A 19941-nucleotide genomic window follows, 5' to 3' on the forward strand; every position below is an offset into this window, starting at 1 on the left:
TTTTATTTATCTTATTTGTTGTTTTTCTTCTCTTTTTCTTTAGTTGCTGTTTTGTAAAGTTTTTCTATTGAGCTATCAATAAGATTAAGAAGTATTTTTCCATTTTCTCTTATGTGTATTATTTTCCCCCAATTAAAGTGAGCATGTGCGTCGAATTCGAAAAGTTCGCGTTCTTTTTTGATTGTAATTTTTAAATTTTCTACATGTTTTTTGATATGAGTATCAAATTTTTCTAGCTTTTTGAGAATAAAGATTTTTTCATTCTCATTTAAGTTAAAATTAACTGCTTGAATTTTAGGTTCCATAATATGTTCTTCCTTTCTCAGATTTTAATTCATTTCTATACTTGTTTACTGTTCTTCTAGAAATAGAGATTCCTTTGGATTTCAGTATAGCAGAAATCGCTTCATCTGACATCTTTTTATTTACTTCTAGCAACTTTTTTACTGTTATTTTAATGCTTAATTTTGAAAATTCATTTGTTTTTGCTCCACCAACAGAGCTAAAGAGATCTTTGATTAATACTGTACCCCATTCGCATTTTAAATATTTATTTTTTATTGCTCTTGATATTGTTGATTTTGATACACCTATTTTTTCTGACAAAATGCCCAAGTTCATTGGCCTTAAGCTTTTAAAACCTCTTCTTAGAAATTCTTTTTGGAGTGTATATATAGCTATTCCTATTTTTGCAAGTATTTCGTCTCTATAGCGTAACGATTCGATTAACCATTTTGCTTTTTTTTGTTTTTGAGGATTTTCAGCTGTTTTTTTAAGTTCTTTTTTAAAGATGTTAACTTCTTTGATTTTAATTTCAAATTTGTTATTGTGGTTTATTATTAATATATCTGGGTCAACATAGAAATTGGTGTCGTCTGGGTCTTTAAATTCGAGTGTTGGGTTGGGGTTAAGTTTTTGCCTGATAATTTCTAAAGCTGTGTTAAATTCTTTACTTCTTATTTTAAGTTCTTCTTTTAACTTTTCTTGAGTTTTTTCAAGAAGTTCTGCTTTTTCAAGAATTTTAATAATATTGCTTTCTAATTTATGATGCTTTGCTTGCAAAATTAACGATTCTATTATATTAGGGACACAAATTCCAATTGGATCAAATTTCTGAATAAGTTCAATTATTTTTTTTACTTTTTCTTTTTTCCCCTTTTCAAAAAGATCGTATGGGTTTATTATGTGAAAACCTTTGTTGTTTAGATTGTTTATTAATATTTCACCTATTTTAAGCTCATCTTCAGTTATTCTTTGAATTCTTAATTGTAGCAACAGGTGTTCTTTTAAAGAAGTATTTGTTTGTGTTTTTTCAAGAGCTATGTCGTGTTGATTTTTTATTATGTCATTTTCTTTGTAAAATTTTTTTTTAAACTTATATGTTTTCAATGTTTCAAAAAATATTTTATTTGAGTCTATTTCTAGGCATTCGTTATTTTCACTTTCTTCTAATATAAGCTGTATCAGTTCTTTTTTATTAAGGCTCAATATTTTCATTGTTTGTATTTGAATTGAGTTTAAATTTTGAGATAATTTTAGTTTTTGTTTAATCATATTTATATTAATGTATAAAAAAATCCGCTAAGTATAATTATTAATGCTGGGCTTATTTTATTATAAAAAAATAAAATAAAAAAATTAATTCCTGCAATAGTCAAGGTTTTTAAAAATTCTGTTTTGTCGTTTTCTATCTTTAAATATGTGTTTTCGATCAAAATGATTATTGTAATTATCCACAGTGCAACAATAATAGGGTTTAGCTTTTCTAGACAATAATTTAAAAAATTGATTTTGTGTAGGATTAGAAGTAACATTACCATTATTATTATTGGAGCTGTTATTAATGCTACGGTAGCAATTATTGCTCCTGAGATTCCTGCGGTTTTCATTCCAACGTATGTTGCTATGTTGGTGGCAATAGGTCCTGGGGTTATTCTTGATATTGTAATCATATTGACAAATTCTTCTTTTGTTATCCACTGTTTATTATTGATTATTTCATTGTTTATTATTGCTGCAATTCCATTGCCGCCTCCAAAATTTAATAATCCGATTTTTAAAAATGTAATGAATAAATTTATTAAAATCAAACGATGTCCTTTTTCTGTTTAGTTAATATTTTTTTTATTGTTATATATTTTAATGTGTATATTAAAAAGAAGATTATCAATATATATGATATTCTTATTTTTAATTTAAAAATTGCAAAAGTTACAAGAAAACATATTGTCCATTTTGTTACAGAATTATTCAACATTTTTTTTGAAAATTTTAAAACAACCGTTAACATTATAATAATTGAAGAGATTTTTGCACCTTCAAGAAATTTTTCAACATGTATGTTGTTTGGTACTAATTTTAGATAAAGGAAAACCATTATTATTGCAATCATGGAAGGTAAAATACCGGCAATAACAAGTAAAAGTGCACATGGGAAACCCCCAAATTTTCTTCCTATTAAAAATACAAAATTAATCGCTGTAACTCCAGGAATAACATTTGATGTTGCTAGTATTTTGTTAAAATCGCTCTCAGATATTATTTTTCTTTTTTTAACAAATATTTTTTTAAGCTCAGATATAATTATTAATCCTCCGCCAATTGTAAGTGTTGTTGTTTTAAAGACAAGTAAAAACAAGTCCAGAATTTCATATATTTTTTTTTGTTTCTTTTTATTCATTTGTTTTGTCAAATTTAGTAAAAACCTTTGGTAAACATTCTACCACAAATATTTGTTGTAATGTGTATTTTATTATTGAAAAGCGGTGATGAAAACATGCTTTATTATGGCTTTAAAACATTGATCTATTGTTTTTCCTAGAGGTTTTTATTGGAAAGGTTTGTTTGGTTTTTATGCTATAATTCAATTAATTTATGTGAAGCTTAGAAGGAAATTTTAGTTTGTTTAAGGAGCTTTTTATATTTCAAGATTATTTTAATCATATTTTTGAGGGTGTGGTAGGTTATGGCTTAAAGGTTTCGATTGCTGTAGCGCTATGGTATTTTTTAAAGTTAATAGTTAATAAAATGGGTAAAATCTTATTCAAGACTTTGGAAAAGTCTAGAATAGAGGAAAAATTAGAAGTTACAGTTTTTAACTTTTTAAAATCTTTTTTCAAAATATTAACAGATTTTGTTATTGTTTTAATAATATTGCCATATCTTGGAGTACCTATAACATCTATTATTGCTGTATTTGGATCATTAGGTCTTGCTATTGGGTTTGCTGCTCAGGGTATTTTATCTAATTTTGTTAGCGGAATTATTGTTTTAAATTCTAAGTTTTTTAAGTGTGGAGATCACATTAAATGTGAAGATGTTGAAGGTTTGGTTGAGAATATTCAAATTTTTTTTACTACACTTAAAACATTTGACGAAGAAATTATTAAAATTCCAAACAGTAAGCTTACATCTAATTCTGTTGTTAATTTTTCGGCAAATCCCAGAAGAAGAGTTGTGTTTTCTTTTCAAGTTCCCCATGATACGAATATTGGCTTATTAAAAGATAAAATAGAGGATTTAGCAATTTTCAATAATAAGAAATTTAATGTTGAGGCTTGTTCTCCTACTCTTATTGTAAAAAAATACACTCCTTGTTATATAGTTGTGCAGGTTCGATTTTTTGTTGATACAGAGGTTTTTTGGGATTTTCAATATTTTATTGGTGAAGTTATTAAAAATGTTTTATTGGATATGAAAATTAAGTTTCCAATATGTTTTATACCTTTTGAAAAGCTATATTAATGATTTTTTCTTGCAATAATTTCTGAGTAATAATTTTCAATTTTTTTTGTAAAAAAATGACTTGAAAATTTAGTAGAGTATTTTTTTGCATTTTGTTTAAATGTTTTTAGTATTTCATCATCTTTTATTACTTTTTCTATGTATCGAGATAAGTTTTCGCACTTTTTTATTAAAAATCCGTTTATTCCTTCTTTTATTACGTCTTTATATATATGATCATTTATTAAAATAGCGGGTATTCCAGCGGTTAATGCTTCTATTACTGTCATTGGATATACTTCGCTTTTTGATAGACTGGTGAAAATATCAGAAATTTTGTAGTAGTAGCATATTTCTTCCCAAGGAATTGTTCCTATTAGCAATATTTGTTTTTCAAGTCTATGTTTGATGCTAAAATTTTTTATTTCCTTTTCTTCGCTTCCTTTGCCAATAATGATAAGTTTATAATTTTTATTTTGTATTAAAAGGTCTTTTAAATGTATTACTAATGAATCTATGTTTTTTTCTTTATTTATTCTTCCAACAAATATGATTATTTTGTCTGTTTGCTTTATATTGTGCTTTTTCAAAATTTCATCTTTTTTTTCTTTGCTTAGAGTTTTTATGAAAAGTTTTCTATCAACTCCATTTGGAATTATTTTATAGTTAGCATTATTTGAAAGGTGGAAATATCTCTCTTTTGCTTTGCTTGATGGGTAAATAAAATATTTTATTTTATTATAATGTTTTTTTATCATTTTATCTGGTTTAATAAAATGTTTAAAAATTCCTAAGTAATGCAAATAATAATCCCACATTGTATGGCTTGTGTGAACTATTGGTATGTTTTGTTTTAATGCAATTTGTTTTCCAATTTTTCCCATAGAAAACTCGGAGTGAGTATGAATGATGTCTGGTTTATAGCTTTGTATTATTTTAGATATTTTTCTTTTGTTGGGAAAAGCTATTACAGCATCAAGTTTTTTATTTATTTGAATGGATGAACATCTGTAAACATTTTTTTCCTTTAAAGATTTTTTGGATTTTGGACAAAATATATAAACTTCATAACCATTTTTTTCAAATCCTTCTTTAATTTGCTTTATTGATGTTGCTACTCCATTTTTTTCTGGGATATATGTATCTGTAAATATTGCAACTTTCATATTCTCCTCCTAGCTTAAGTATAATATATTTAGCACTTGGATTATAATTTACTTTGATGCAAGTGGTTTATTTATTGTTGGGTAGTGAGCAAGGGTTAAAAGAAGCTTATTTAAAAGAACTGTTAATTAAGATGGATGCTTTTAAATCAGAAGTTTCAGTTACTAAAATTTTTTTGTCAGAACTCTCAGTTGTGGAATTTGCTGATAAGTTGTTTTCCAATTCTTTTTTTTCAAAAAAAGAAATTTTTATTGTTTATGAGTCTGAACTTTTAAAAGCAGGAAAAGATTTAGAATTAGTATGTAATGCAATTTTAAAGTCTATCAATAAAACTGTTATTTTTGTTTCTAGTAGTAATACATGTAACATTGATTTTAAGAATAAGCTCAAGTTTATAAAAAAAGTTTTTTATGAGATTTCTGATGATGATAAATTTACATTTGTAAAAAGAAATTTTTTTAATCTTAATATTAAAATTACAGATTCTGCAATAAACTTAATGCTTTTAATGATAAATTCAGATACTAAAATTTTGAAATTTTATATAGATTCTTTTGCGCTTTTTGCTAAGAATAACACCATTGATGAGGAAGATATAACTTCTTGGATTAGTTTTGTTCGTTTTGAAAACACTTTTTCTTTATTTAATTCAATTTTAAAAAAAGATATGGCTCATTCTTTAATAAAGATTAAGTCTATTTTGGATCAAGGAGAAGATTTGCTTAGTATTTTAATGAGTCTTATTTGGCAATTTAAAAGATTATTAAAGGTGCAGATGGATTATAGTATGTATGGAAGTTTACAGAGTGCATTGAATAAAAATAAAATCTTTTTTTCATTAAATAAAATTTATAGAGTAGGGGTTAAAAATTATTCGATTGCAGAAATAAAAATTGTTTTGAAAATTTTATATAGGTTTGATTTATATTTAAGGATTTATTCTAAAAATGTTCATCAAAATTTGTCATATTTTTTAATATTTTCAATCTTAAATCTTAATAATAATTTTTCAATTCGTTGTTCTACAGAATCAAAATTTAATTTTTAAATTATGAAACAAAAATTAAGTTGGATTGTGTTATTTTGTTGTTTATCTTGTAGCTCTGAATCTAGATTGGCGGAAATTGTTTTAATAAACTTTTTTGATTCTATTAAAAATTTACAAAGCAGTCCCGAAATATTTTTTGGTTATTTGAATATTCCAAACGATGATGACCTGAGGGCAAAAATTTATGGATTAAAATCTCAGGCCAAGGATGATTTTATTTTTTATCCTTTGTTTTTTAATAATCTAAGATATGAAATAATAGGTAAAAAAAATATTTCCAAAGGCTTTGAATTTGAAGTTATTATTAAAAATATTAACTTTAAAAACGGGATAGAAAAATTTTTGGCTAAATTAAATAAAATCGAAGGAAGCTCTTCAAAGATTAAAAGTTTAGAAGAAAAAGAGCGTAAAAAAATATTTGACAATTTAATAAATGAAGTTATTGAAGATTTAGATGATTTTGATTACACCGAGATTGTTCATTTTTTTAAAGTAGTTAAGAGTTCTTCTGAAGGTTATAAAATAGAGCTTTCAGGGGATGTTTTGAATATGCAAGTTAGAAACAAGCTTATTAATGATCTTTTTTTAGTTTTGTCGCCTGGAATTTCAAATAGTGTTTTTATTTTAAAAAATATTAATAAATAATAATCTGGCTTAAAATTTTGTAATTTTATCGTTGATTTATAAGTTATGTAAAATTTTAATTGAATTTAAAATTTATTTATTGTGATTATAGTTTTTTATTGAGTTTTCTTTTATTGCAAATTCTTTTATTCTTTTTGCAAGTTGAATATTTACTTTTATTTTTTCTGAAATTTCATGTTCACTTAAAGGGAGTATATCCTTATAAGTTCCAATTGATTTTAATATTTTTTGGGCCGTTTTTTCTCCAATTCCATGTATTTTTGTATACAATAGGGTTATTTTTTCTCTTCTTTTTTTGTTAAATCCGTTAGCTTTTCTGTGTGCCTCATCTCTTACATTTTGCAGTATCCTAAGAGCAGGATGTCCTTGAGGCAGATTTATTCCTTTTTTGTTGTTTGTTAAGAATATTGTTTCATGTTTTTTTGCCAACGAACAGATTTTAACTTTGTTTTCTATTTTTAATCCTTTTAAGATAGAAAAAGCAGCATTTAATTGTCCTTTCCCTCCGTCAATTAAAATTAAATTTGGTAGTTCTAAGTTTTTATTGATTATTTCTGAATACCTTCTTGAGATTACTTCCTTTATTGCCTTAAAGTCGTCAATTTCTCCTTTTAATAGCGAGTTTAGTTTGTAAAGCTTGTATTTTTCTTTAAAGGGAATTCCCATTTTAAAAGTAACCATAGAAGCTACTGTTTCTTGACCTTTAAGATGAGCAATATCAAATCCTTCAATTGTTTTGGGAAGTTTGTCCATTTCTAGAAAAATTTTCAAACTTTCAAGTGCTTTGTTGCTTTTATTTTCATATTCTCTTAAAGATAATTCAGCATTAGATATAGCCATTTCCATTATTTTTGAAATTTCTTCTGTTTCTTTGTAAATAATTTCTGTTTTTGTATTTTTAATTTCATTTATTAGTTTTTCAACATTTTTAGTGTCAATATCTTTGAGAAAAATATGAATTTTGTCGGGCACTATCATATTAATAGATGTGTAATATTGAATTAAAAATTGTAAAATCAGCTCATTTTGTTTACATATACTCTCATCGAAGTTTGCATCTCTTTCAACTAATTTTCCATTTCTGTATTTTAACACTATTATTGTATTTACATTTTCTCCTGGGTGAACATGCACATAGTCTATGTTTAAATTATTGGTTTTTGTAATGATTTGGATTTGATTAATTTCTATTAAGGAGCTTTTAGTTTCTTTCAATTTAATAGCAGTTTCAAAATCTTCTTTTTGTATGGCAAGTTTTAATTTCATTTCAACTTGGCTTAATATTTCGGATATATTCCCGCTTAGTATGGATTTTGCCTTATCTAGTTCTTTTTGATATTCTTTTTCAAGATTTTCCTTGTAGCATACTCCAAGACACTGTCCCATGTGGTAATATAGACAAGGAGCATTGGATTTTTTTTTACACTTTCTAATTTTAAATGTTTTGTTAATAAAATTTAGCACTTGATCTAGTTTTTTTACATTAGTAAATGGTCCAAAATATTCGCTTTGGTCATTAATTATTTTTCTAGTTTTAAAAATCCTTGGATATTTTTCATGAGTTATTCTTACCATGGGATAACCTTTTCCGTCTTTTAATTTTACATTGTAATCAGGTTTGTGGGTTTTGATTAGATTGCATTCTAGAAGTAATGCTTCGTATTCACTGTTTGTTGTAATAACTTCTATTGATTTTACATTTTTCATTAGTATTTTGATTTTGTGACTATTTTTTTCTAAAAAATAACTTTTTATTCTTGATCTTAGATTTTTTGCTTTTCCAACATAGAGTATTTTTTTGTCTTCATTTAGCATTTTGTAGCAACCGCTTGTAGTTGGTAATTGCATTGCTTTTTCGAATAAACTTGTGAGATTCTCTTTCATAATGTCAGGCAGTTTTTAGATTTTAAAAATCATCTTGTGATATAATATTGTATCATAAGACAGTTTGTTTTATGTTCTGAGGTATTTAAAAATATGAATAATAACAAGTAAAAGGTCAAAAATGAGATTAATTTTAATGCTCTTGCTATTTTTTTTGTGCTTTTCTATTCTTTTATCTCAAGAATTGAAGTTAATACTTGATTCAAAAAAAAATTTTAAATTTATTCAAGATTCTAGCAATATTACTTTTGAACGGGATATGCGAGGTTTGCTTGGTATTTATTTGGATAGATATAAAACTGTTTTAGATTTGAATAATATTGATTTGCGCTTAGAAATAGGAAGGGATAACAAATTAAAAGACACATCTTCAAACTATTTAGTTAGTTCAGAAAGCTTGAGAGTTTCAAATGAATTTCGTAATGTCTCTAACGGTTCTTTAATTTTTTATTCAAATCAAAATCCTGTTAAGTTTAAGCCATTGACAAAGAAAGCTTTCTTTTCCTCGGGCAATACCGTTTCTGATTTTACTATTAAGTTTTGGGTATATCGAACAACCTCTGTTACAGGGGAAATTATTTTTAGTTGGGATGGCTATAAAAATATTAATAATTTATGGGTAGATCAGTCTATTAGATTAGAAAGTGATGAGGGAAATTTTGTTTGGGTTTTAAACAATGTTTTTTTAAAAGATAATAAAAACCCTATCAAAATTAGAATGAAAAGTAATGATGATTTTATTCCGAAAAAATGGCATTTACATACTTTAAGATATAGGCAAAGAGATGGAATACTTGAATATTTGATAGATTCTAAACCCCAGGCAATAGAATATATAACAAATGACAAGAAGGAAGGATCAGGATATTTATTAAGTATTGGCAACTTTATTGATTTTACCTTGGGAACTTATTTTACTGGTGCAGTTGAGAATTTGGAAATACATAAAAGTTTTGAAGAGGTTAGTAATGCTTTTTTTTCAAAGAATATGGGATACATTATTACAGAGCCTATTAAGCTTTCTAAATATTATTCTCAAGTATTGTCCTTTGATGTTGATTCTAATGTTCCTAAGGATACAGAGATTGTTTATTACTACAGATTAGATAATAAGGTATTTTATGATACAGATAGCTATGGGAATATTAAAAAAAATTTAACTGGCGCGTGGATTCATTTTGATCCTAAAAAAGATTTTCCAGATTCAAAGATATCAAAATATATTCAAATAAAAGTTGAATTTTATCCTAGTGGGGATTCTGTAAGCAGTCCTTCTCTTTATAGTATGTCGATTACTTATGTTCCCGAAGCAGCTCCATTTCCTCCTGTGATAACAAAAGTTATTCCAGGCTCTAGAGAAGTTTTTATTGAGTGGATTCCTGTTGTTAATAGTAGCGTTGAAGGGTATTATATTTATATTGGCGTTGCCTCTGGTAATTATCATGGAAAAACTAGTGGTGTTTTAACTTCTCCTATTGATGTTGGAAATCAAACTTCTTTTAAGATTACAGGATTAGAAGATGGAAGACTTTATTATATTAGTATTGCTGCTTATAATTTAGATAAAAGCGTTAATAAGACTTCTTTTTCAAAGGAAATTTCTGTAAGGCCTATGGAGATTTTTAAAAAATATGAATAACTTTAGTTTTGAAAAAGCTTTAAATTTTTATAAAAATGGTGACTTTAAAAGTGCTCTTGACAATTTAGATGTTTTTGATGAGAATTTTGATTCTCTTTCACTTAAAGCGCTTATTTATTTTAAGAAAAAGGATTATAAGGCTCTTTTATATGTGTTAAATACTTATCCTGTTGTTTTGAGTGAATATAATTTTTTAGTTAAGCTTATAGATTATGGTAAAGTTGAAAAAAATAAAGATGATCTGAGTCCTTTTGAGAATTATAATTTGGGTGTTTTTTATTTTAATTTAAAAGAATATGAACTTGCGTTAAATTGTTTTTTGAAAGCTAAAGAGCAAAAATCTGATTTTATACAAGCTTTAAACAATAGTGCTGTTTTATTTGAAATGTTGGGCAACAAGGATGAGGCTTTGAAATTATTTTTTGAGGCTACAGGTTTGGACCAAAACAATTCTCTTGTTAAGCTTAATATTTGGATTTTAAAAAATATCAAATCTCTTGAAATAGCAAGCTTTTTGAAAGCAAGCGAAATTTTTTTTGGTGCCAATCTTGCTCTTGTTGTTAATTATTTAATGTATTATTTATATTCTATTGGAGAAATAAGCAGGGCCATTAGACTTTCTGAAAAATTTTTAACAGATTCTCATTATTCTAAGTATATTTGGCACAATAGAGCAACTATTTTTCATAAAATAGGCAACATGACTCAAGCTACAGCATCTTATGTTAAAGCCATTTTAAATTTTTCAAATATTTATACAATTTATAATATGCATATTGCAACAATTGAGCTTTTAAAATTTTCTCCTAAAAAGTCTATTGAGAGAATGGTTAATGATTATTCTAATCTAGATTTGATATATTTGTATGCAACCTTATTTTTTCTTAGAAATCGTGATCTTGAGGATGCCTATTTTTACATGAAAAAACTTTGTGAGCTTAATCCAGAGCCTTATTTAAAATTTTTAAAATTACTTGAGTCTAGCGAGGATATGTTAATTGAAAATTTGCTTGAGGAATTTGCAGTATCTTTAAGAGTAAATTGGTATTTGGAGTATTTATTTTTTATTGACAATTCTTTAAATTTGAGAGATCCTATTTTTATTTTTGATCACAATATAAGGGTAAATACATATATTTGGAGAATTAAAGATGAGTACATTGAATTGAAATTTAGCAATAATGAGGAAAAAATGGTTCAAGAGATCTTGCGTGAAGAATGTATTTATTCTGGAGTTGACATTTCTATTGGGGATTTTCAAAATCTAATAGAGGCTTATAAAGAGTTTAGAAGAAATTACTAATATTTGCAGTTTATTTAGTTGACAATAATAATATCTCTAAGATAATATGTATTAATGTTGTAGGAGAGATGCCAGAGTGGCCGAATGGGGCTTCCTGCTAAGAAGTTGTCCTTTTAAAAGGGGACCATGGGTTCGAATCCCATTCTCTCCGTAATTATTTAAATCTTGACAGTGCATACTTTATTTATTAGAATTTATGTTAACTCTGGAGAGGTGGCAGAGTGGTTTAATGCTACGGTCTTGAAAACCGTTGTAGGTGTAAGCCTACCGTGAGTTCGAATCTCACCCTCTCCGTAATTGTTGTGTTTGATTTTAAGAATTAAGAGCGTGTGTGTTTATTGTGCTGATGCTCATATTCTGTATTTTCATGTATAGGGAATTGAAATTCGATTTTATCGCAGTTATTACAATCAATTAAGAATGGATCATAAAAAATTATAATTTGGTTATTTTTAAAGTAATATTTGTACCTTGAAAAGATTGTTGTGAATTTGTTTTCCAATTCATTTGGATTTTGGTTATCTTTTACGCTAAGATCTTTAATCTTATTTTTTACCTGTTCTTTTAATACTTTTATTAGAGAATCTAGCTGATCTTTTGATATTATTTCTGAAATTTCTATTTTTTTGTTTCCTTTTAAGTTTAAAGAGTAGTACTTTAAAAAAGTGCTTGATTCTTTTTCTTTAAAGGATTCTTTATATAAAATAGATGTAATACCAATATTTTCATTTTTAAATACTGTAAAGCTGGAAAAATAAAAATATTCATTTTTTGAATTTTCGGTTTTTGATATTTTATTTTCTATATCTTTTTTCCATTTTTTTATAAGATTTTCAAATTCAAAGTTTGTATTTTCCATAAAAGGAATTTTTGCATCTATGTTGAGAATATTATTGTTTTTTAGTATTTCTTTTTCTTTAATATTTTTAGTTTTAATTGTGAATTCAGAATTAACCTTATTCAAGGTTGATTTAGAGCATGATAAAATAGATAATATTAAAATAAAAATTATTATTTTAGTTCTCACAACTTCTCCATTTTCTGTTGAATATTTTTATTGTAATAAATAGTAATTTTTATTACAATAAAAATTAATTGTTTGTGTCCATAGCTCAGTTGGATAGAGCGTTAGATTGCGATTCTTAAGGTCGGAGGTTCAAGTCCTCTTGGACACGAAAAATTTGTTAGTTTGGAGAGATGGCCGAGTGGCTTAAGGCGCACGCTTGGAAAGCGTGTATACAGTAAAATGTATCATGGGTTCGAATCCCATTCTCTCCGATTCCTAGGACCCGTACTATCAAGTGTTGCTGAATCCCGTCAGGACTGGAAGGTAGCAGCGGTAAGCGATTTTTTTGGTGAGTACGTAAGTCTTAGGTTTGATTTTGAGCCAAAATGTGATGCTTTTCTTTATGTTAAGACATGGATTTATCTTTTTGAAACTTTCAATCTTGTTTTATTTTCTTAGGAATCTTTTCTTTTTTAGATATTTTTTATGCTTTATAAAATTCTTTGGTAATTCTTTTAAAGTAATAGTTCTAAGATATAAATATGTTGTATAGTATATGTTTGTAACATTTTGCTTATTAAAGTATTGGGAGGTAAAAAGTTGATGGCGTCTTCAAGAGGCACTGCTCTTAAGAAACGTCCAAGAGATTTCAACTCTCTTGAAGGGCAAGATTTTGTTGTTGAGACTTTAAAGCATTCTATAGAGAAAAATAAAATAGCAAATGCTTATATCTTTTCGGGGCCAAGAGGTGTTGGCAAAACTTCATCAGCTAGAGCTTTTGCTAGATGTTTAAATTGTAAGAATGGTCCCACAGTTATGCCTTGTGGAAAGTGTAACAATTGTAAATCTATTGAGAATGACAGCAGTCTTGATGTTATTGAAATTGATGGTGCTTCAAATACCTCGGTTCAAGATATTAGGCAAATTAAAGAAGAGATAATGTTTCCTCCTGCAATTTCCAAATATAGAATATATATTATTGATGAAGTTCATATGCTTTCCAATTCTGCTTTTAATGCTCTTTTAAAGACAATTGAAGAGCCCCCAAATTATATTGTTTTTATTTTTGCTACCACAGAATCGCACAAGCTTCCAGAGACAATAAAAAGCAGATGTCAGCATTTTAGTTTTAAACTTTTATCGCTAGACAAGATTTATAATATGCTTAAGAAGGTTTGTTTTGAGGATCATATTAAATATGAAGATGAGGCTTTAAAATGGATTGCATATAAAAGTAGTGGCAGTGTAAGAGATGCTTATACTCTTTTTGATCAAGTGGTTTCTTTTACTAATTCTGACATTAAATTAGATCAAATAAGATCTAAGATGGGCTTAACCAATGATGAATTTTTGGAGAAATTGTCAATTAGCATTCTTAGTGAAGATGTAAAAGAGTTAATTTGCGTTCTTGATTCTATTTTTTTGGCCGGAGTGTCTTATGAGCAATTTCTGCTAGATTCAATTGAATTTTTTAGAGAGGCATTATTTTTAAAGATAGGCATTAAAAATTTTGAGTTTATTGGGATTAAATCTGAGGATTTGAGAAAAAAATTAATTGAATTTGATTTGAACTATCTTGAGAGAATTATTGTTGTTTTGCTTGAAACTTACAGGGATTTGCAATTTTCAGTTAATCCAAGATATGAGCTTGAGATTAATTTTATTAAAATTTTAAGACTTAAAAACTATATTCCAAATCATGTTTTAATAAAACAAATTCAAAATATTGAGGATAATTTGTTAGAGAATATGTCTTTAGATTCAAACAGTTTGGATACTTTGGCAAATGAGAATAGTAAAGATGATTTAGCTTTTATTTCAACAAAACCTAGCTTAGAATATGAATTTCCCGAAATAAAATCTTTAGAAAAAGAGGAAACTGGTTTCGATGAAAATTTGTCAACAAAAATTGATAAAAATCTTTTAAATACCAATAGTATTGACGAGATTGATGAGATTTTTATTGAAGATGATGATTCAAATGAAGTAAATGATTTTATTGATATAAGAGATAAATTTATTTATATTGTTTCAAGATATATTCAAACTTTAGTTCATTCAGGAGAAGTTGTTATTGATGACAATGTTCTTTATTATAAGGTTTTTAGTGAATTCGAGTATAATGAGCTTCAAAATTATAAAGGCGAGATAAGATCTGAATTTTATAAAGAATTTCCCAATTTAAGCATTGTATTTCAGAAAAATTTCAAAAACCTTGAAAAGGATTTTGAAAAATTAGAAACTGTAAAAAATATTTTTGGAGCAAGTGAAGTTTTGGAGGGATAAAATATGGCAGTAAATCCGTTAGATTTTTTGAAAAATATGTCTAATGTTAAGAGCAATATTGACAATATTAGAAAAGAAATGTCTAAAATTACGGTTTGTGGTAAAGCGGGTAGCAATATTGTTGCTATTGAGATGGATGGCGAATTTAATGTTAAAAAAGTTTCAATTAATAAGGAATTTTTTGATGATTTAGACAATGATGCTTTTGAACAAATGGTTAAATCTGCTTTAAATGATGCTGTTTCTAAGGTTAAAGAAGAAATAAAGTTAAAAACCATGGGAGCTCTTCCTTTTGGAATGTAGTTGTTAATTTTGTAAAAATTATATTTTGATTTTTCAATATAATGTTAAGTGCTTTATAATCTATAGCATTCCGTATAAATTTAATTAATCAGATATAATTTGGGTATTAAGTAAGTATTTTGATTTATTTAATTATTTTTAATAATGTTTTAAACTTAGGGGGGTATTTCAATGTTATTACAAAAAACTTTATGTGTTATTAAGCCAGATGGAGTTAGGAGAGGTTTAATTGGCGATGTAGTTGCTAGGCTTGAAAGAGTAGGTTTAAAGATAGTGGCTGCCAAAATGCTTATTGTGGATGAGAGTCTAGCAAAAAAACATTATTTGTATGATGATATTGCTTTTAGGCATAGTGAGGCAGTTTGGAAGTCTTTAATTGAATTTATTTCAAATTCTCCTGTTTTTGCATTTGTTGTTGAAGGAGTTGAAAGCGTTGAGGTTGTTAGAAAGCTTTGTGGCGCTACTGAGCCAAAATTAGCTATTCCTGGAACAATACGAGGAGATTTTTCTCATCACAGTTTTAGATATTCAAATGAAAAAGGTTTTTCAATTTATAATGTGATTCATGCATCTGCAAATGAGGTCGATGCAATTCGTGAAATACCAATTTGGTTTAAAGACAATGAAATTTTAAACTACAAAAGAGATGATGAATGTGAGCATTATTATTGTTAATTTTTATAAATTGATTTCTTTAAAGGTATGAGTTTGAAATTGCCAATTTAATTCCAATCCAAAATAAGAACAATTTTTATACGTTTGTGTTAATTTTTTGCATTTTCAGGAGAATTTTTATACGAAAGATTGTTCTTGAGAGTGGTGTTTTTATTTTCCTTTCATGCCTTACATTATAATTGATTATATAAATAAATTTTGTTTAATAAGGTTTTCAATGTTATGTTTAATAAATTTTTAATGAAAATAAAAAATTCTAGTCTTGTGAAAAATGTTTATGAGAATACTTAGGCTTTACTCGTTATTTTTGTTTTTTGCTTGTACTTTTGATTATGATGAATATTCTAATAGGTCTGATGTGGTTAAAAAATTTCCTTCAATACAAATATTAGGAATCAAGTATTATGATGTTGCATATAACAAAGAACAAGCTGTTTTAGAGTCTTTAAGTTTTAGTTATTTTAATGACTATAAAATTTATAAGGCAGAGAATGGAAGGTTTTTATATCAGTCGTTAGATAATGAAATTTCAGGAAAGTTTAATAATTTGGAAGGATCTTATATTACAAAAGATTTGGATATGAGAGATTCCGTAGAATTTAAAATAGAGGATAAAAATAATTATTATTTGCTTAATTCAAATAGGCTTTTATGGAAGAATAAAGACAAAAAATTGCAATCTCCCCCAAATGAGCTAGTATTAATTAGATTTAATGATAGCACAATAAAAGGAAAAGGATTTTCTTATTTTATAAGGAGCAATGTTTTTTATTTTGATTCTGGGGTTGAAGGGATCATGAATTGAGGGATTTGATTTTAATATGGATTTTTATTATTTTTGTTAACAATATTCACGCAACGCAAATAGAATCTATGACTGAATCTGAAAGGCTTAAGGGAGAAGAAGATAAAAGCACTAATTTTACCTTTAAGTCGGATTTTGCACAAGGGGTAGTGTCTTCTTTTTATAAAAAAATTGTTTTAAAAGGAAATTCAGAGGTTATTTCCTCAGATTTTAAACTTAGAGCAGATGAAATTGAAATTTATGGAGAAAATGGCTCTTATCTTGAAGCTCGGGGTAATGTTTTTTATGAAGATTATAAGAATAAAATGCATGTTAAGGCTCAGTTTTTGTTTTTTAATAGAAAATTGGATAATTTTTATCTTAAAAAAGGGGTTGAGCTTGAAGATTTAGAAAATAATATGGTTATTAAAGCAGAAAGAATTGAAGGTAGCAATAAAGCCAATGTTTATATTATGCAATATTCTGTTAAAATATATAAGGATGATACTTTTGCAAGAGCTGAGAATGGGACTTATAATAAAGAAGAAAAAGAAATGATTCTTGAAGGGGTTCCAGTAATTTACCAGAAAGATAATTATTATTCTGCTTCAAGAATAATTTTTAATACAAAAACTAATAGGTATAAACTTGAGGGAAGTGTTGAGGGAGAGTTTACTCAAGTTGAAAATGATGTTTCTGAAGAAAAAAAATAAAATAAAAGAGATTAAGGAAAGTCTTGATCTTAATTCTGTCAATAATGTTGTTTTAAAAGCAGACAACATTGTTAAAAAGTATGGTGAAAAGTTTGCTGTTAATGGCATTACGATCAACATTCACAAAGGTGAGGTTGTAGGGCTTCTTGGTCCAAATGGGGCCGGAAAAACAACAACATTTTATACAATTGTAGGTTTTATTAGACCCAATGCAGGCAAAGTTTTAATAAATGATTATAACATCTCATCTCTTAATATGTATGAGCGCGCACGGATAGGAATTGTGTATCTTCCCCAAGATGCTTCAATTTTTAGGGAGCTTACAGTTGAAGAAAATATTATGGTTGCTTTAGAGAGAAGAGAGGACCTATCTAATGCTGAGCGCAAGATAGAACTTGTGAATTTACTTAAAGAATTTGAGATAAAAAGAATACAAAGCCAAAAAGCTTATACTCTTTCTGGGGGAGAAAGAAGGCGTGCAGAGATAGCAAGAGCTTTGGCTGTAAATCCCTATTTCCTACTCTTAGATGAACCTTTTGCTGGTATTGATCCTATTGCGATTGGGGATATAAAGAATATAATAAAAATTTTAAAAGAAAGAAACATTGGAGTTCTTATTACTGATCATAATGTAAGAGATGCTTTTGATATAATCGATAGAGCTTATATTGTTTATCAGGGGCAAGTGCTTGATGAGGGTGATGTTGATTATATAATAAGCAGTGAGAAAGCGAAGAAGCTTTATTTGGGAGAAGAATTTAGATTATGAAAATAATAGATCATGAACTTTATTATGAATTTAGGATAGCTAATGATGTTAAAATGATTTATACTAAAAAACCTTTTAGTCTAAATTTAAGAGAACTCAGTAATGATAATTTAAACTTTGTTCCTAAGTCGAAGAAAATAAAATATTTAAAACAATTGCATACAGATATTATTTATAAAGCCGAAGATGATTTTATAAATTTTCAAGAAGGAGATGGTCTTATATCTAGTTCTTTAGATGTAGCTCTTGTTGCTTACTTTGCAGATTGTCTTCCAATATACTTTTATGATTCAGTAAAGAAAATTATAGGGCTTATTCACAGTGGATATAAAGGAAGCTTTAACTTGATTATTTTAAAAATGTTGTTTATGTTTGAAAAAATGGGATCAACTTTTGAAGATTTAAAAATTGTTTTTGGACCTTATAATAGATCTTGTTGTTATGAAGTTTCTGAAGTTCTTTTAAAAGAAGTAAGTAATAAATTTAGCAAAGATTTATTAGATACTTCTTTTGCTAAAAGAGACGGTAAAATATACTTTGATAATGCTAGTTTTAATTTGAGCGTGCTTTCTAGTTTTAATTTAAATATTTATAATTCAAAACTTTGTACGTATTGTTTGAAAAATCTTTATTCTTATAGAAGATTAAGGGAAGGTCAAAGTTATGCTTTAATTTGGAGAATTTGATTTGAACGTAAGAGATTTGTCTTTTAAACTTAATTCAATTTTTGATGTAAAGAAGTATGAGCATGTTGATAAAAGTTTAAATGGTCTTCAAGTGGGGAATCTTAATGCCAAGGTTAACAAAGTTGCCTTTGCAGTTGATGCTAGCTATTCAACTTTAAAAGAAGCAAAAGGAAATGATTTTTTAATTACCCATCACGGTATTTTTTGGTCAAAAAAAGAGCGTATTGTTTCTAATATGTATGATAAAATGAAGTTTTTGATTGAAAATAATTTAGCTCTTTATTCAGTACACTTGCCTATGGATGCTCATTCTGTTTATTCACATAGCAGAGTGTTCTCAGATTTTTTAGGATTAAAAAATCCTTTTGCTTTCGCAAATTATGGAGGTTTTGATCTAGGAATTATTGCTGATTCTGATTTTAGCTTTTCTGAAATTTTAGAAAAAATCAAAAAGGAAAATAAACACATTCTTTTTTCGAAGAAGTTTAAAGAATCGGTGAATAAGGTTGCAATTGTTAGTGGTTCTGGATACTCTTTTTTTGAAGAGGCTTTATGCCATGGTATAGATTTGTTTATAACCGGAGATACTTCTCATCAAATATATTCTTTAGCAGAAGAATGTGATGTGAGCTTAATTTTTGCGGGTCATTATTTTACTGAAACTTTTGGTTTAATTAAATTAATGCAAGATTTCAAAATTCAAGAAGATTTAGAGGTTAAATTTATTTGTAAAAATACTAATTTATAAGGATTTTTGTATGAGCACTAAAAGTAAACGATATTTCAAAATTTTTATATTTATTATTAGTTTAATTTTTTTTGATCAACTTACTAAGTATTTGGTTGTAAAGTATGTCAAATTGGGTTCAATATATTTTTCTTTTTTTGATAATTTTTTTAGGATAATACATGTAAGAAACACCGGCATTTTATTTTCTATGGGTTCTAATATTCATTATAGTTTGAAAAAAATTTTTTTTCTTGCAATGCCTATTTTCATTTTAATATTTGTTTTTTCTCTTTCTTTGAAAGAGAAAAATTGTATTGCCAGGACTTCACTTTTATTAATTTTTTCAGGAGGAGTGGGGAATATTATTGATAGATTGTTTAGACCTTCTGGGGTTGTAGATTTTTTAGATTTCAAATTTTATGGAATTTTTGGACTTGATAGATGGCCTACTTTTAATTTTGCAGATAGCTATGTTGTTGTAGGAATGATTTTATTTTTGGCTTATGATTTTTTTATAAAAAAAAAAGCGCTTAATGTATGAAGATTTTGGGTTTTATTTTATGCGTGTTAATGAACCTATCTA

Annotated in this window: 21 protein-coding genes, 4 tRNA genes and 1 other RNA gene; 19 read left to right on the forward strand and 7 right to left on the reverse strand. The window is 26.9% G+C overall.

Annotated elements, in window-relative coordinates:
* Window positions 1–11: 11 nt before the first annotated feature.
* From QIA27_RS02750 to QIA27_RS02765, 4 genes are read right to left on the reverse strand one after another with little or no spacing between them, the layout of a single operon-like run.
* Window positions 12–305, reverse strand: a complete 294-nt coding sequence (locus tag QIA27_RS02750) for an HPF/RaiA family ribosome-associated protein (protein WP_301353747.1) — start codon at window positions 303–305, stop codon at window positions 12–14.
* Window positions 295–1554, reverse strand: coding sequence for an RNA polymerase factor sigma-54 (gene rpoN, locus QIA27_RS02755; protein ID WP_301403562.1), 1260 nt, complete (start codon window positions 1552–1554; stop codon window positions 295–297). The genes QIA27_RS02750 and rpoN overlap by 11 nt, the downstream gene beginning before the upstream one ends.
* 2 nt (window positions 1555–1556) lie before the next feature.
* The gene (locus QIA27_RS02760) at window positions 1557–2090 is read right to left on the reverse strand and encodes a chromate transporter (protein WP_301353749.1); all 534 of its coding nucleotides are present in this window, start codon (window positions 2088–2090) and stop codon (window positions 1557–1559) included.
* Entirely contained in the window at window positions 2087–2692 is a 606-nt protein-coding gene (locus QIA27_RS02765; protein ID WP_301353750.1) for a chromate transporter, read from the reverse strand. Before QIA27_RS02765 ends, QIA27_RS02760 begins: the two co-directional genes overlap by 4 nt.
* A 209-nt stretch (window positions 2693–2901) precedes the next feature.
* Here QIA27_RS02765 and QIA27_RS02770 point away from each other — a divergent pair, with 209 nt between their 5' ends.
* A complete protein-coding gene (locus tag QIA27_RS02770; RefSeq protein WP_301403563.1) occupies window positions 2902–3744 on the forward strand; it encodes a mechanosensitive ion channel family protein in 843 nt (280 codons plus the stop codon).
* On the opposite strand, the gene QIA27_RS02775 is transcribed toward QIA27_RS02770, so the two are convergent.
* Window positions 3741–4889 carry a glycosyltransferase family 4 protein gene (locus QIA27_RS02775; protein WP_301403564.1) on the reverse strand — a complete coding sequence of 383 codons (1149 nt, stop codon included), beginning with the start codon at window positions 4887–4889 and terminating at the stop codon, window positions 3741–3743. The genes QIA27_RS02770 and QIA27_RS02775 overlap by 4 nt on opposite strands.
* 56 nt (window positions 4890–4945) lie before the next feature.
* Between QIA27_RS02775 and holA the strand changes: the two genes are divergently transcribed.
* Both holA and QIA27_RS02785 read left to right on the forward strand, forming a co-directional pair.
* Entirely contained in the window at window positions 4946–5935 is a 990-nt protein-coding gene (gene holA, locus QIA27_RS02780) for a DNA polymerase III subunit delta (RefSeq protein WP_301403565.1), read from the forward strand.
* Window positions 5936–5938: 3 nt separating this feature from the next.
* On the forward strand, window positions 5939–6580 hold the full coding sequence (locus tag QIA27_RS02785) for a hypothetical protein (RefSeq protein ID WP_301403566.1): 642 nt from the start codon (window positions 5939–5941) through the stop codon (window positions 6578–6580).
* 72 nt (window positions 6581–6652) lie between these two features.
* On the opposite strand, the gene uvrC is transcribed toward QIA27_RS02785, so the two are convergent.
* Window positions 6653–8464, reverse strand: a complete 1812-nt coding sequence (gene uvrC / locus QIA27_RS02790; protein ID WP_301403567.1) for an excinuclease ABC subunit UvrC — start codon at window positions 8462–8464, stop codon at window positions 6653–6655.
* Window positions 8465–8585: 121 nt separating this feature from the next.
* Here uvrC and QIA27_RS02795 point away from each other — a divergent pair, with 121 nt between their 5' ends.
* The 4 genes from QIA27_RS02795 (at window position 8586) to QIA27_RS02810 (ending at window position 11700) form a co-directional block, all read left to right on the forward strand.
* Window positions 8586–10103: a fibronectin type III domain-containing protein gene (locus tag QIA27_RS02795; protein ID WP_301353756.1), complete on the forward strand. Its 1518-nt coding sequence runs from the start codon at window positions 8586–8588 to the stop codon at window positions 10101–10103.
* The gene (locus QIA27_RS02800) at window positions 10096–11406 is read left to right on the forward strand and encodes a tetratricopeptide repeat protein (RefSeq protein WP_301403568.1); all 1311 of its coding nucleotides are present in this window, start codon (window positions 10096–10098) and stop codon (window positions 11404–11406) included. The genes QIA27_RS02795 and QIA27_RS02800 overlap by 8 nt, the downstream gene beginning before the upstream one ends.
* Window positions 11407–11468: 62 nt before the next feature.
* A tRNA-Ser gene (locus QIA27_RS02805) sits at window positions 11469–11557 on the forward strand.
* A gap of 56 nt (window positions 11558–11613) precedes the next feature.
* A tRNA-Ser gene (locus QIA27_RS02810) sits at window positions 11614–11700 on the forward strand.
* A 25-nt stretch (window positions 11701–11725) separates the two neighbouring features.
* Here QIA27_RS02810 and QIA27_RS02815 read toward each other — a convergent pair.
* Window positions 11726–12433: a hypothetical protein gene (locus tag QIA27_RS02815; protein ID WP_301403569.1), complete on the reverse strand. Its 708-nt coding sequence runs from the start codon at window positions 12431–12433 to the stop codon at window positions 11726–11728.
* A gap of 74 nt (window positions 12434–12507) precedes the next feature.
* On the opposite strand from QIA27_RS02815, the gene QIA27_RS02820 reads away from it, so the two are divergent.
* The 12 genes from QIA27_RS02820 to lspA all read left to right on the forward strand — a co-directional run bounded on the left by QIA27_RS02820 (window position 12508) and on the right by lspA (window position 19899).
* Window positions 12508–12581 (forward strand) — tRNA-Arg (locus tag QIA27_RS02820).
* A 16-nt stretch (window positions 12582–12597) separates the two neighbouring features.
* Window positions 12598–12684, forward strand: a tRNA-Ser gene (locus tag QIA27_RS02825).
* Between the two features lie 3 nt (window positions 12685–12687).
* Window positions 12688–12784: signal recognition particle sRNA small type (gene ffs / locus QIA27_RS02830), an RNA gene on the forward strand.
* Between the two features lie 231 nt (window positions 12785–13015).
* Entirely contained in the window at window positions 13016–14698 is a 1683-nt protein-coding gene (gene dnaX, locus QIA27_RS02835) for a DNA polymerase III subunit gamma/tau (RefSeq protein ID WP_301403570.1), read from the forward strand.
* Window positions 14699–14701: 3 nt separating this feature from the next.
* Window positions 14702–15001, forward strand: a complete 300-nt coding sequence (locus tag QIA27_RS02840; RefSeq protein ID WP_301353760.1) for a YbaB/EbfC family nucleoid-associated protein — start codon at window positions 14702–14704, stop codon at window positions 14999–15001.
* A gap of 165 nt (window positions 15002–15166) precedes the next feature.
* Entirely contained in the window at window positions 15167–15676 is a 510-nt protein-coding gene (locus tag QIA27_RS02845) for a nucleoside-diphosphate kinase (protein ID WP_301386610.1), read from the forward strand.
* A gap of 277 nt (window positions 15677–15953) precedes the next feature.
* Window positions 15954–16481: a hypothetical protein gene (locus QIA27_RS02850; protein WP_301403571.1), complete on the forward strand. Its 528-nt coding sequence runs from the start codon at window positions 15954–15956 to the stop codon at window positions 16479–16481.
* A complete protein-coding gene (locus QIA27_RS02855) occupies window positions 16478–17173 on the forward strand; it encodes an LptA/OstA family protein (protein ID WP_301353762.1) in 696 nt (231 codons plus the stop codon). Before QIA27_RS02850 ends, QIA27_RS02855 begins: the two co-directional genes overlap by 4 nt.
* Window positions 17151–17942 carry an LPS export ABC transporter ATP-binding protein gene (gene lptB / locus QIA27_RS02860; protein ID WP_301354329.1) on the forward strand — a complete coding sequence of 264 codons (792 nt, stop codon included), beginning with the start codon at window positions 17151–17153 and terminating at the stop codon, window positions 17940–17942. The genes QIA27_RS02855 and lptB overlap by 23 nt, the downstream gene beginning before the upstream one ends.
* Window positions 17939–18628, forward strand: coding sequence for a peptidoglycan editing factor PgeF (gene pgeF / locus QIA27_RS02865; RefSeq protein ID WP_301403572.1), 690 nt, complete (start codon window positions 17939–17941; stop codon window positions 18626–18628). The genes lptB and pgeF overlap by 4 nt, the downstream gene beginning before the upstream one ends.
* Before the next feature lies 1 nt (window position 18629).
* Window positions 18630–19376: a Nif3-like dinuclear metal center hexameric protein gene (locus tag QIA27_RS02870; protein ID WP_301353764.1), complete on the forward strand. Its 747-nt coding sequence runs from the start codon at window positions 18630–18632 to the stop codon at window positions 19374–19376.
* A 10-nt stretch (window positions 19377–19386) separates the two neighbouring features.
* On the forward strand, window positions 19387–19899 hold the full coding sequence (lspA, locus tag QIA27_RS02875) for a signal peptidase II (RefSeq protein ID WP_301353765.1): 513 nt from the start codon (window positions 19387–19389) through the stop codon (window positions 19897–19899).
* Window positions 19900–19941: the final 42 nt, after the last annotated feature.

Source organism: [Borrelia] tanukii (assembly GCF_030439725.2).
GTDB classification, from domain to species: domain Bacteria; phylum Spirochaetota; class Spirochaetia; order Borreliales; family Borreliaceae; genus Borreliella; species Borreliella tanukii.

Excerpts from the sequence above, each read along its gene's own strand:
- QIA27_RS02750 (WP_301353747.1), bottom strand. The coding sequence starts at position 305 with ATGGAACCTAAAATTCAAGCAGTTAATTTTAACTTAAATGAGAATGAA.
- rpoN (WP_301403562.1), bottom strand. The coding sequence starts at position 1,554 with ATGATTAAACAAAAACTAAAATTATCTCAAAATTTAAACTCAATTCAA.
- QIA27_RS02775 (WP_301403564.1), bottom strand. The coding sequence starts at position 4,889 with ATGAAAGTTGCAATATTTACAGATACATATATCCCAGAAAAAAATGGA.
- holA (WP_301403565.1), top strand. The coding sequence starts at position 4,946 with ATGCAAGTGGTTTATTTATTGTTGGGTAGTGAGCAAGGGTTAAAAGAA.
- QIA27_RS02785 (WP_301403566.1), top strand. The coding sequence starts at position 5,939 with ATGAAACAAAAATTAAGTTGGATTGTGTTATTTTGTTGTTTATCTTGT.
- uvrC (WP_301403567.1), bottom strand. The coding sequence starts at position 8,464 with ATGAAAGAGAATCTCACAAGTTTATTCGAAAAAGCAATGCAATTACCA.
- QIA27_RS02795 (WP_301353756.1), top strand. The coding sequence starts at position 8,586 with ATGAGATTAATTTTAATGCTCTTGCTATTTTTTTTGTGCTTTTCTATT.
- QIA27_RS02800 (WP_301403568.1), top strand. The coding sequence starts at position 10,096 with ATGAATAACTTTAGTTTTGAAAAAGCTTTAAATTTTTATAAAAATGGT.
- dnaX (WP_301403570.1), top strand. The coding sequence starts at position 13,016 with ATGGCGTCTTCAAGAGGCACTGCTCTTAAGAAACGTCCAAGAGATTTC.
- QIA27_RS02840 (WP_301353760.1), top strand. The coding sequence starts at position 14,702 with ATGGCAGTAAATCCGTTAGATTTTTTGAAAAATATGTCTAATGTTAAG.
- QIA27_RS02850 (WP_301403571.1), top strand. The coding sequence starts at position 15,954 with ATGAGAATACTTAGGCTTTACTCGTTATTTTTGTTTTTTGCTTGTACT.
- lptB (WP_301354329.1), top strand. The coding sequence starts at position 17,151 with ATGTTTCTGAAGAAAAAAAATAAAATAAAAGAGATTAAGGAAAGTCTT.
- pgeF (WP_301403572.1), top strand. The coding sequence starts at position 17,939 with ATGAAAATAATAGATCATGAACTTTATTATGAATTTAGGATAGCTAAT.
- lspA (WP_301353765.1), top strand. The coding sequence starts at position 19,387 with ATGAGCACTAAAAGTAAACGATATTTCAAAATTTTTATATTTATTATT.